We start from the raw sequence: 11,190 nt of genomic DNA on the forward strand, positions 1-11,190 counted from the left end.
TAGCAGTCAATAGCAACCAAGTGCATGGTCTTTTCATAAGTTAGATCACCTGCACGCAAGCTAATCTGTTACTTTATAACCTTTTCTCTTGAATCAGGTACTGGCCTATAACAGCTGCTGCAATGAAAGCAGCTATAGCCTGTGGATTACTGTAACTCGGCTTTGTGCTTAGCCGATTTATCTATCCACTGTCCCTGACTTTGTTGTTCACAGAAGGGTTGTAAGAAGCGCGCATCCGAAGCAATGCCGTAATAGTGGATATCTTGCCTGTATGGCATGCCCTGTACTTGAGCGTTCTGGCAAACGCCAAACTCACCTGAAGGACATTGTTCAGCAAAAGTAACCTCTACTTTCTGATCCGCCAGTTGAGGTCGACAAAATCCATCGTGAAACAGATTTGCTGGAATTGAGCGATTCTGCTGGCAAACTTTGACGTCGATGCCTTTACCCTTGCTGTGTATCAAGCACGCTTCGGCATGCACATAGAGCGGAGCGAGGAGCGCTAGACAGGCAAATAGGCGATACATGGCGATGACCGGCTGAAATCGGCGACTCTACCACTGACCGAATTGAGACATAAACATGCTCAAGCATATACCTACCCACTTGGTGACCGGACCCTTGGGGGCGGGCAAGACCAGCCTTATTCGACATTTGTTGACGCAACGCCCCCAGCAGGAGCGGTGGGCGGTGCTGGTCAATGAATTTGGTCAGATCGGGCTTGATGCTGCCTTGCTGCATACGGCTGATGCCGGCATTACATTGACCGAATTGCCAGGAGGGTGTTTATGCTGCGTCAATGGTGCACCGCTACAAGTGGCTTTGGTGCAATTGTTACGCAAAGCCAAACCCCAGCGCTTGTTTATTGAGCCTTCTGGATTAGGTCATCCTGCTACATTGTTAAAGCAGCTTACACAGGCACCCTGGCAGGAGGTCTTGGCGGTTCAACCTGCTGTTATGGTGGTTGATGCCCAGCGCTTAGCAAACGGAGAATGCCTGCCTGAAGCTCAACGCGAGGCCTTGCCTAAGGTGGGTCTGCTGATATTGAACAAGTCTGAGTCGTTGAGTGATAGGAAACGGCAGGAGCTACTGGCCTCTTTGCCCAATATTCAGTGGGAGTGGACTCAACAGGGCAGGCTACCCTTCAATCGCTTGCCAGGAAGTGCCTATTTGGCCGGCCAGCTTGCTCTGGAGACATCACCTATACCTACCCCTAGCCAGACCACAATGCCTGCTCTGCTTTTGCCGGGAAAGCCTCTCAGGCAAATCCATGAGGCAGACGGGCGTTTTGCCGTAGGGTGGCGTTTTCATCACAGCTGGCAATTTGATCGTCAGGCCTTTCAGAAATGGCTAGATAGATTGCCTGCACTGCTTAGAGCAAAGGCCATTTTGCATTCAGATGAGCAGTGGTGGAGCTTCAATCAGGCAGATACGCAAGGTAAGTGGCGAGTCAGCGAATGGCGCAAGGACAGTCGTGTGGAGCTGATCTTTGATGCTGCTGTAGATGCAGCCGCTCTAGAGTCAGATTTAACTAATTGCACCCAATAAGAAACCTGTCATCGCTAAATGTTGATAAATTCGTTATCTTAATGATAATGATTATTAAACCTGACCGCCTTTGTGGATCATTCCTATGTCGTTGACGTTGCCGGCGAGGTCAAAATCGCCTGAGCAAGACCCTTCGCTGCAGCCTGAACATTTTGCTGAATCGGCTGAAGGTGTACGTCTGTATGTCGTGCGCAGTGAGGTTGAGCCTGTTGATGGTGTGAAAGCCAGCCGTACGGATCCAGGTGCAAATATCATTTCGCTGGAAGGGTATTCACGAAGCGATGATGTTCCTCCCTTGGAGGAGAACGTCGGTAAAGCCGAGCCGGCTACTGATGCGGCACATCCGCGTCGTTGGTGGCTGGCCTCGGGAACCTCTTTTCTGATGCATGCAGCGCTGGCGACTGCATTGTTCTTTGTTGTGCAGACTCCACCTGAGCTGAATATCAGCAAAGGGGATAGCCCAAGCGAATTGAAAGTCAGTTTTATCCAGCTACCGAAAAAGGAGCCTGTTCCAGAGCCGCCGGCAGCAGCGCCTACCCCTCCAGCTCCGCCAGAGCCAGAGCCTCCTAAGCCGGTTGAGCCACCAAAGCCAGTTGAACCGCCCAAGCCGGTAGTAGAAAAGCCCAAGCCAAAGCCGAAACCCAAGCCGGTTGAGCATACCCAGCAAAAACCGCTACCGGTTAAAAAGAAGCCTGAGCCCAAGGTAGAGCCGGAGCCAACCCCTGCGCCTGCTGCACCAGCCACGGGTACAAGTGCGCCTGCGGCTGCGCCAAGCGCACCTGTTCAGGCGCCTGTAGCCACGGCTGGCGCCAAGACCGCCACTTCTGCAGGACCTGCAGGCCTCCCTACCGGGAGCATTGACGATAGCGATATCCGTCCTTTGAAGATGGATCAGCCCAAATATCCTGATGTATTGCGTCGCCGCGGATTGAGCGGGGAGGTCAAGGTGCTGTTCACCGTAACAGCAGACGGTCGTATTACTGATGTAGAGATCCTGGAGTCGTCCAACAAGATGTTCGAACGCTCTGTGCTTGATGCCTTGAGCAGCTGGCGCTTTGCGCCACGTGTCTCAGGTGGCCAGATCGTTCCACGTAAGGCGACCAAGGTGTTCATCTTCAAGTTGCAACGTCGCTAATGCACAGAAGGCTTCAATAAAAACGCCGCGATTAATCGCGGCGTTTTTATTGGATCGCTGATCAGGTAGAGGAGGGAAGTACATCCTCTTTGATCGCCTGGTATCGCTCCTGCAACTCACGGCGAATTTGCCGCCGCTGCTGTGCCTGTATGCATCGGCGTTTCTCATCAAAGGTCTTAGGTTCCAGTTGGTGGACAGGGCAAGGTTTGCCATCGTCACCCAAGGCAACCATCGTAAAGAAGCAGCTGTTGGTGTGGCGTACCGAGCGTTGCTGGATGTTCTCCGTAATGACCTTTACACCGACTTCCATCGAAGTCGTTCCGGTGTAGTTCACCGATGCTAGAAACGTAACCAGTTCACCTACGTTGACCGGTTCGCGAAAGATCACCTGATCAACCGACAATGTCACGACATACCGGCCTGCATAACGGCTGGCGCAGGCATAGGCCACTTCATCCAGATGTTTAAGCAGGGCGCCACCATGTACCTTGCCAGAGAAGTTCGCCAAGTCAGGCGTCATTAAAATGGTCATACTGAGCTGGTGATTACCGGCTTCCATATAGGCCTCGTCGTATCCTCAAACTACCGGTAATTCCGGCAAGGTCAGTATGCAATGTTATGGCGAATTGCCATAGAGTCTGTTTGCTGCTTATTCCGGCTCACGAACGGCCTGCAGACAAGCCCCGGTCAATCGGCATATCCGCTCCTGAAATCGCAGAAGCCTGCGGCTGACAAAGAAAGTAGACGAGTTCTGCTACTTCCTCAGGTTGAATAAAGCGAGCCTGGTCACCTTGCGGATAGCGATTAAGCAAGTTACGCCGGTAACCACTAGGGTCACCCTGGCCATAATGGGCTGCCTGGAAATCCAGCATGGGCGTATCGATATCTCCTGGTGAGACGGCATTGACCCGCACGCCATCCTTGGCCAGTTCGATAGCCAGGTTCTGGCTAAAGAAGCGAATAGCCGCTTTAGCCGCGCCATAGGCCGCCGCGCCAGAAACAGGTTGGCGACCGGCACCGCTCGAAATATTGATGATTGTTCCGCAGGTTTCCTTGAGAAAGGGAATGGCAGCGGAACACATGAAGAAGGTCGATTTAAGGTTAACCGACATGACAAGGTCATAATCCTCTTCACTAAAGGTCTCGACAGGCCCTTCGCGCCAAACGCCGGCTGCATTAATCAGCGCATCGAGTCGGCCAGTACGCGCCATGACCTTGCTGATGAGATTACGACAACCCTCTGCTGTACCCAGGTCTGCCACGACGCTTGAGTCCAGGGGAACATTGCCGTTGAGGTCGTGCAGGCCATCCTTGTCCAGATCTGCCGCCGCAACGCGCCAGTGACTCTGTGAAAAACGCTGGGCCAGTGCTCGACCGAGCCCGCCAGCGGCACCAGTGATCAGAACGACAGGAGTGCTCATCCAGGGATTACCTTCTAGCGGAAAAGATAGCTATATCCAGACCTTGTACAGTCGCTTACGTTCAGCGTCTGGCCTGTCATTCTCATGCCATCCGCTTTATGTGTTCTCGTAAAGCCTGCAAGGGAAGCAGGCTCACGCTATAACGCGGGTCCAAGGGTCAGCTTTCCAGCCAGACATCTCGCGCCCAGATCCAGACAGAGTCCCAGGTGTCGTCATCCAGTTCACCATCGGACCAGAGCAATACTTCACCTTCCTGGCTTACGGCATAGTAGCCGTCACCGTCTTCGCAAAGCGGGATCAGATCACGGGGCAACCCTTCTGACCAAGCCGTAGCGGCTACCTCTGGAAGGTAGGTATGGGACTGGGGATCGGCTACCGTAACGGGTTCGAGCTTGCCATATACCACATCGCTGACGGTGAGAAGAAACTCGCGAAACTCGGGCGGAAGGCTGATCAACAGCTCTTCTTCGATCTCGACCAAGAGGTCCTCATCGGGTAGCTCGAGCGGTACTGGAACAGGTTCGTTCTCTTCGCGCAGCCTTTCAATCACGTCTTCCATTAATACATCCTCTAGTGCGGGGTGCGTGTTATACCCTAGTCAAGAATATAAAAGATGGAAAAGGTGCCATTGAGAAAGCGCTACCTGTAGGAACAGTGCGACAAACGGTAGAAATAGAAAAGCCCGGACATGCCGGGCTTTTTTTAAACGCAGAACAATTATGTGTTCTGGCGGATACCTGCGAGCAGCCAAGGCTCGTTATTGCCAGCCAGACGCTCCATACGCCAGCTTTCGCTGAAATTCTGACCCTGATCGAAACGAGACTCTTTCGATAGACCAGAGAACGTAATGGTAGCGATGGTCTTGCCTTCCAGTTCTTCCACACCATCCAGCTCGGCATGAAGATTTTCGATGTAGGTGGACTGGAAACCCTCACCCAGGCTAGCACGTTCGTCTTTCAGCCACTGGAGCATCTGAGGCGTCACGAACTCGGCAATCTTGTCCATCTCGTTAGCATCCCAATGCTGCTGCAGAGACATGAAGTGCTCACGGCCCGCGGCGACGAAGCGGTCAGCTTCGAACCAGGAAGGCGTATTCATGACCGGAGCAGCACCGCTGCCCTGATTAAAGCCAGTAGGCTGCTGGTTAGGCGTCTCGCGGTACATCGGAGCATTACCTGCTACTGCAGGCTGATGCTGTTGATGTTGCTGCTGACGACGGCGCGTAAACAGCTTGAACAGGACGAATGCTATCAAGGCCATGATCAGGAAGTCGAAGATCTGGAAGCCTTCGAAACCGTCACCCATGAACATTGAAGCCAGCAAACCGCCGGCGGCCAGACCGGCCAATGGACCTAACCAGCGTGAGGCGCCGCTAGCAGCTGGTGCCGCACGACCCGGTGCTGCTGCCGCTGCACCTGGCTGTTGAGGTGGAGCTGCTTGACGTGTTTGGTGAATAGGAGCTGCGCCAGCTGACTTGCCTCCACCCATGCGCTTGGCATTGGCATCAAGGCTCAGGGTCAGACCCAGGCAGATGATCATGAAAAAACTCATTATGCGTTGCATCGTAAGATCTCTTATCGTGAACTACGTTGGTGCCCATCTTGCGCCGGACATTGCGTAAGGGCTAGCGCTAATTGTTTCGGCTTTTTGCATGTTTTCCCTAAGCCCCCTCATTTGCTCTTGGACTGTTGCCTTATGCGCAATATTTCATGCCATTGGTCAGCTCCAAAAAAGCGTTAGCGCGTCCTCAATTAGAGGTTTTTCTCAAGACTGGCTGTGGTTGAAAGCACAGATCTGGAAGTGATAGCCGAGCGCCATCATTTCATTGCTACTTTGAGCCGGTATGCTGTCCGGACCATTTGCATCTTTGGCTACTAGAGAGAAGTGCTGTGATGCAGGGGATGGTGGCTATCGCTTTACAAGGATACTGGCTTAACCAATGCCTAAAAAAGCAGTGAAGGCAGGGCGGCTGGTAGGGTAGGGCAACTGCATACCTTTATGCAGGGAACAGGCTTGTCTTGCATGCTTCGGCAATCTCCCACCGTTCGACAAGCCTTTTCCTTGCGCCTTTAAGGCTTCAGCGCCAGTAGAACTACACCAAAACCGATTGCGCCAATGCCGCACCATTGCCGCAGCGTCAGTTTCTCGCCCAATAGCAGTACACCGAAAATAGCTACAAGGACTACGCTTAGCTTGTCTACCGGCGCTACCAGCGAGGCATTTCCCATCTTCAATGCTCGAAAGTAGCAGATCCAGGAGGCTCCGGTAGCCAGTCCAGATAACACCAGAAAGAGATAGCTTTTTGGCGAGATCGAGCTTAATGGCTGATACTGACGAGTAGCATAGACGATCAGTGCAAGCGACAGCAGTACTACCCCTGTTCGCAACAAAGTGGCAAAGTCTGAGTTGACTTGAGCAACACCAATCTTGCCGAAAATGGCCGTCAATGCAGCAAAAACCGCTGACATCAATGCCCAGAATACCCAGGAAGAAGCCACGCAATGTCCTTCTTTAAGTCAGACCAGGCGGCCTTGGCCGCCTAAAGTGCACGTTAAACCGGCTCCAACTTGGCGTAACTCACCATCAACCACTTGCTGCCTTCGGCAGTGAAGTTGACTTGAACTCGCGCATGGGGGCCTGAGCCCTCATAGTTCAGAATAACGCCTTCGCCAAACAAGGCGTGTTTGACCCGCTGACCCAAGGCAAACCCAGTATCTGGAACGGCGGCACCCGCGAAAGGATTGGGTCGACCTACGCCAAACGGCTGCTTGACCGAATTGGACAGGCGAACCTCCTGAATCAGGTTTGGCGGAACCTCACGGATAAAGCGCGAGAGCTTGTTATAGGTCTCGGTCCCATGAAGACGACGCGTTTCTGCATAGGTCATCACCAGGCGCTTCATGGCCCGGGTAATACCTACATAGGCCAGGCGGCGCTCCTCCTCCAGACGACCGGGCTCTTCCAGGCTCATCTTGTGGGGGAACAGACCTTCTTCCATACCGGCGAGAAAGACCAGGGGGAATTCCAGACCCTTGGCGCTGTGCAGCGTCATAAGCTGCACACAGTCCTCGTGGCTATCAGCCTGATTATCCCCAGACTCCAGGGCGGCATGATCCAGGAAGTTAGCCAGGGGAGAGCGATCATCGTCACCACTGAAATCAAAGGACTTCGCGGCGCTGATCAATTCCTCAAGGTTTTCAACCCGTGCCTGACCTTTCTCGCCTTTTTCAGCCTTGTGATAGGCCACAAGCCCCGTCTGTTCGATCACGATCTGCGTCAGCGTATGCAGCGGGACATCTTCAGACCTGAGCCCCAGTTCATCGATCAACTCGACAAAGGCATTCAGGCTGGATGCTGCCCGACCGGATACCGACTTGGTGCCGACCGCATCATGCAGCGCCTGCCACATGGAGTAGCCGTTCGTGCGCGCCGTATTGCGCAGGATCTCGACTGTTTTCTCGCCAATGCCGCGAGGCGGGACGTTGATGACACGTTCCAGCGCCGCATCGTCATGGCGATGACAGATCAGGCGCAAATACGCCATCGCATTCTTGATTTCAGCGCGCTCGAAGAAGCGTTGGCCGCCATAGATACGATAGGGAATCTTTTCCCTTAGCAATGCTTCTTCAAGTACTCGAGATTGAGCGTTGGAACGATAAAGGATCGCCATATCATTGAGGTTGAGCCCTTTTTTGGCCTCAGTCTCGATGGTCTCGACAATGTACCGTGCTTCATCATGCTCGTTAAAGCCGGCGTACAGGGTAATAGCCTCGCCTTCACCCGTATCTGTCCACAGCTCCTTACCAAGCCGGTCGCTGTTGTTGGCAATCAGGCCATTGGCAGCTTGCAAGATCGTGCTGGTGGAGCGGTAATTTTGCTCCAGACGAATGATGGCGGCAGAGAAGTCCTGATTGAACTGCTGGATATTCTCGATACGCGCGCCACGCCAGCCGTAAATCGACTGGTCGTCGTCACCTACTACCATCAGACTTTCGCCGCCTTGGGCGAGCAGCTTGAGCCATGCATATTGCACGGCGTTGGTATCCTGGAACTCATCTACCAGCACATGGCGGAAACGCCGTTGGTAATGGGCAAGCAAGTCCGGGTTGTCACGCCACAGCTCCAAGGTACGAAGCAGCAGCTCAGAGAAATCGATGACACCGGCGCGAGCACACGCTGCTTCATACGCTTCGTAAATGCTGCGCATGGTTGCCAGGAACAGATCGCCGCTAGCCTGGATATGTTGTGGACGTAGGCCTTCATCTTTCTGGCCATTGATAAACCATTGCGCCTGCCGCGCTGGCCAGCGCTGGTCGTCCAGCCCCAGCTCACGAATGACTCGTTTGACAAGCCGTTGCTGGTCATCGCTGTCCAGAATCTGAAAGTTCTGGGACAGCTTGGCTTCCTGCCAGTGAGCCCTAAGCAGCCGATGGGCAAGCCCGTGGAACGTGCCGACCCACATACCCTGTGGGTTCATGTTCAAGAGCTGCTCGATCCGGTGCCGCATCTCGGCAGCGGCCTTGTTAGTAAAGGTCACTGCCAGGAGCGAGTGGGGAGACGCATGCTCGACCTGGATCAACCAGGCGATACGGTGCACCAGCACCCGGGTTTTGCCGGAACCGGCACCCGCAAGCACTAACTGTCGGCCAAGGGGCGCCGCCACCGCTTCACGCTGGGCGGCATTCAGGGAATTCAGAAGGAGAGAGAGGTCATCATGCATGAACGCATTGTAACGACTCGCGCGCCGGACTGCATGGGCGGCTGGTCAGCTTCATGCGCGAACCGGCCGCTTTTTTAACGAAATTGCGGGTTTCGCGTGGTCGTACCCGCTTCCAAGTTGCGCATCAACAATCCATATCGGAGATCAATACCTTCCGGAACTGCTAGGTAGACGGTATGGCCACTGCCCGGCGCGGTTTCCAGGCGGATGCCGCGCGCGTTTTCCATCGCTTCGACTGACAGGCTCAGATTGCCGTTAGGCGTCATGACCTCGATAGAGTCGCCCAAGTCGAAGCGATTCTTTACGATCACTTCAGCCAGTCCGTTGCGACGTTCACCGGTCAATTCACCTACGAACTGCTGGCGCTCGGATACTGAATAGCCCTGGTTATAGTTCTGATACTCGTCGTGGACATGGCGGCGCAGAAAACCCTCGGTGTAACCGCGGTGAGCCAATGACTCCAGGGTATCCATCAAGGATTTATCGAAAGGGCGGCCCGCCGCTGCGTCGTCGATAGCCTTGCGATAGACCTGCGCCGTACGTGCCACGTAGTAATGAGACTTGGTCCGGCCTTCGATCTTGAGTGAATGCACTCCCATCTTCGCTAACCGCTCAACATGGTGCACGGCTCGCAAATCCTTGGAGTTCATGATGTAAGTACCGTGATCATCTTCATAGGCCTCCATCAACTCACCCGGTCGGCCTGCTGCTTCCAGCAGGAAAACCTCACCTGTAGGCGTACCGGAGCCTAACGTTGGTTCCGACAAATTGGCTGCGATGGGGTCATGATGCTGCACGATAGCGCCTAATGCATCCTCTTTCCCTGGATGAGCCTTGTACTCCCAGCGACAGGCGTTGGTGCAGGTGCCCTGATTAGGGTCGCGCCGGTTGATATAGCCGGACAGCAGGCAGCGTCCGGAATAAGCCATGCACAGCGCACCGTGAACGAACACTTCCAGCTCCACTCCCGGTACGTGTTGGCGGATCTCTTCAATCTCATCCAGCGACAGTTCTCGGGACAGAATCACGCGTGACAGACCTTGGCTCTCCCAAAACTTCACGCTCGCCCAGTTCACCGCATTGGCTTGTACTGACAGATGAATCGGCATCTGAGGGAATGCCTGACGCACCAGCATGATCAAGCCAGGATCTGACATGATCAACGCATCCGGGCCCGCCCATGGCAATAACGGGCTCGATATCCTTGAGAAACGTCTTCAGCTTGGCGTTGTGTGGCGCGATGTTGACCACCACATAAAATCGTTTGCCTTGCGCATGTGCCTCATTAATGCCCAGCGCGAGGTGCTCATGGTCGAATTCATTATTTCTGACCCGAAGGCTATACCGCGGCTGCCCCGCGTAGACGGCACCCGCTCCATAAGCGAAGGCGTAACGCATGGATTTGAGCGTACCGGCAGGGGAGAGGAGTTCGGGCTTGAAGAAATGCGTGATGCCCATGGAGTAGCGACTTCAAAACCATGAGCTTATGAGAGCAGACTGTGGACGGTATTGATCCAGGTCTATAAACCTAGGGATGCTGTTCGTAGCAAGGATTCGCTAACGCTTGGCGAACCCTTACTTGAATGCGATTAAGCGACTAGATTGCCCAGCAGCATTACAAATCCGAGTACTCCCAACGGGAATGCCCAATACTGCATCGGAATCCAGAACAAGGTGTGGCGCTTACGCAGCTCAACGGTTTGCCGGGTTTCTGGACCAATCAGGATCTTTCCCGGACGGCTATTAAGTTGCTTACCGAAATAAAAAACGGCCATAGCAGATGCAAGTAGCGTTAGCGGAAAAACGATGAGATTACTCGCGCCTAAAAAGCCACCTAGTAAGGAGCCAATCAAGGCCACAAAAAGGGGAATGATGACGACTAAAAAACCAAAACCTTGCCATATTAAGAGCATCTTTATCTTCCTTGATCGGGTTGTGAAACATTAACTACCATGTGGAGCGATCTTCAGACTCTGCCTTTATAAGATCTTCCTTCCACACTATTTTAGCAATTTCATAAATCTTTGAGAAAAAGCCTCTCGGATCAACGATTTCATCTGCATACCAGGCAAGTGATCTGTATTCTTCTTCTAGGTACTCAAAATAAGAACTAAAGTTGTGGCTTTCAATAGACAATAGTTCTCCTAGCTTTTCTAAAAGAACAAGTTTATGTCTATAAGACAGGTATTTTAAGCTGGTAAGAATATATTTTTTTATTATTTCTTCTCTATCAGAGTCTTTATTTGGATCATATTTCCATAACTCCTCCCCTAACGTCTCTTCTCTATCGTATATTTCAATGCCTCCTAAAAAAGAATTAATATTAGCGACATAAGGCTTTTCTAAAAAAGGATGTTTAAGCATAA

General features: G+C 53.0%; 11 protein-coding genes and 1 pseudogene. 2 read left to right on the plus strand and 10 right to left on the minus strand.

Annotation, left to right across the window (positions count from 1 at the left end):
* Positions 1-146 precede the first annotated feature (146 nt).
* Positions 147-527 carry an NADH:ubiquinone oxidoreductase gene (locus tag IEX86_RS11455; protein ID WP_188866243.1) on the minus strand — a complete coding sequence of 127 codons (381 nt, stop codon included), beginning with the start codon at positions 525-527 and terminating at the stop codon, positions 147-149.
* Positions 528-582: 55 nt separating this feature from the next.
* Here IEX86_RS11455 and IEX86_RS11460 point away from each other — a divergent pair, with 55 nt between their 5' ends.
* Together IEX86_RS11460 and IEX86_RS11465 are read left to right on the plus strand one after the other, a co-directional pair.
* Complete coding sequence (locus IEX86_RS11460) at positions 583-1,548, plus strand: CobW family GTP-binding protein (protein ID WP_188866244.1); 966 nt, start codon at positions 583-585, stop codon at positions 1,546-1,548.
* A gap of 85 nt (positions 1,549-1,633) precedes the next feature.
* Entirely contained in the window at positions 1,634-2,683 is a 1,050-nt protein-coding gene (locus IEX86_RS11465) for an energy transducer TonB (RefSeq protein WP_188866245.1), read from the plus strand.
* A 61-nt stretch (positions 2,684-2,744) separates the two neighbouring features.
* Here IEX86_RS11465 and IEX86_RS11470 read toward each other — a convergent pair whose 3' ends face one another.
* The 9 genes and pseudogenes from IEX86_RS11470 to IEX86_RS11510 all read right to left on the minus strand — a co-directional run bounded on the left by IEX86_RS11470 (position 2,745) and on the right by IEX86_RS11510 (position 11,188).
* On the minus strand, positions 2,745-3,242 hold the full coding sequence (locus IEX86_RS11470) for an acyl-CoA thioesterase (protein WP_188866246.1): 498 nt from the start codon (positions 3,240-3,242) through the stop codon (positions 2,745-2,747).
* A 100-nt stretch (positions 3,243-3,342) separates the two neighbouring features.
* Positions 3,343-4,104, minus strand: coding sequence for an SDR family NAD(P)-dependent oxidoreductase (locus IEX86_RS11475; RefSeq protein ID WP_188866247.1), 762 nt, complete (start codon positions 4,102-4,104; stop codon positions 3,343-3,345).
* 157 nt (positions 4,105-4,261) lie between these two features.
* A complete protein-coding gene (locus IEX86_RS11480) occupies positions 4,262-4,663 on the minus strand; it encodes an SMI1/KNR4 family protein (protein WP_188866248.1) in 402 nt (133 codons plus the stop codon).
* Between the two features lie 158 nt (positions 4,664-4,821).
* Positions 4,822-5,667: a Tim44 domain-containing protein gene (locus IEX86_RS11485; RefSeq protein ID WP_188866249.1), complete on the minus strand. Its 846-nt coding sequence runs from the start codon at positions 5,665-5,667 to the stop codon at positions 4,822-4,824.
* A 506-nt stretch (positions 5,668-6,173) separates the two neighbouring features.
* Positions 6,174-6,602: an EamA family transporter gene (locus IEX86_RS11490; protein WP_188866250.1), complete on the minus strand. Its 429-nt coding sequence runs from the start codon at positions 6,600-6,602 to the stop codon at positions 6,174-6,176.
* A gap of 53 nt (positions 6,603-6,655) precedes the next feature.
* Positions 6,656-8,824: a DNA helicase II gene (uvrD, locus tag IEX86_RS11495; RefSeq protein ID WP_188866251.1), complete on the minus strand. Its 2,169-nt coding sequence runs from the start codon at positions 8,822-8,824 to the stop codon at positions 6,656-6,658.
* Positions 8,825-8,898: 74 nt separating this feature from the next.
* Positions 8,899-10,282 (minus strand): annotated as a pseudogene (trhP, locus tag IEX86_RS11500) (prephenate-dependent tRNA uridine(34) hydroxylase TrhP).
* 131 nt (positions 10,283-10,413) lie between these two features.
* Positions 10,414-10,737 carry a hypothetical protein gene (locus tag IEX86_RS11505; protein ID WP_188866252.1) on the minus strand — a complete coding sequence of 108 codons (324 nt, stop codon included), beginning with the start codon at positions 10,735-10,737 and terminating at the stop codon, positions 10,414-10,416.
* Between the two features lie 34 nt (positions 10,738-10,771).
* Complete coding sequence (locus tag IEX86_RS11510; RefSeq protein WP_188866253.1) at positions 10,772-11,188, minus strand: hypothetical protein; 417 nt, start codon at positions 11,186-11,188, stop codon at positions 10,772-10,774.
* Between the last annotated feature and the right edge of the window lie 2 nt (positions 11,189-11,190).

It is taken from the genome of Pseudomonas asuensis (genome assembly GCF_014646755.1).
Lineage (GTDB): Bacteria > Pseudomonadota > Gammaproteobacteria > Pseudomonadales > Pseudomonadaceae > Chryseomonas > Chryseomonas asuensis.

Bases quoted from the DNA above. Each gene is read 5' to 3' on its own strand.
- IEX86_RS11465 (WP_188866245.1), top strand. From the start codon at position 1,634: ATGTCGTTGACGTTGCCGGCGAGGTCAAAATCGCCTGAGCAAGACCCT.
- IEX86_RS11510 (WP_188866253.1), bottom strand. From the start codon at position 11,188: ATGCTTAAACATCCTTTTTTAGAAAAGCCTTATGTCGCTAATATTAAT.
- IEX86_RS11470 (WP_188866246.1), bottom strand. From the start codon at position 3,242: ATGGAAGCCGGTAATCACCAGCTCAGTATGACCATTTTAATGACGCCT.
- IEX86_RS11455 (WP_188866243.1), bottom strand. From the start codon at position 527: ATGTATCGCCTATTTGCCTGTCTAGCGCTCCTCGCTCCGCTCTATGTG.
- IEX86_RS11460 (WP_188866244.1), top strand. From the start codon at position 583: ATGCTCAAGCATATACCTACCCACTTGGTGACCGGACCCTTGGGGGCG.
- uvrD (WP_188866251.1), bottom strand. From the start codon at position 8,824: ATGCATGATGACCTCTCTCTCCTTCTGAATTCCCTGAATGCCGCCCAG.
- IEX86_RS11485 (WP_188866249.1), bottom strand. From the start codon at position 5,667: ATGCAACGCATAATGAGTTTTTTCATGATCATCTGCCTGGGTCTGACC.
- IEX86_RS11475 (WP_188866247.1), bottom strand. From the start codon at position 4,104: ATGAGCACTCCTGTCGTTCTGATCACTGGTGCCGCTGGCGGGCTCGGT.
- IEX86_RS11480 (WP_188866248.1), bottom strand. From the start codon at position 4,663: ATGGAAGACGTGATTGAAAGGCTGCGCGAAGAGAACGAACCTGTTCCA.
- IEX86_RS11505 (WP_188866252.1), bottom strand. From the start codon at position 10,737: ATGCTCTTAATATGGCAAGGTTTTGGTTTTTTAGTCGTCATCATTCCC.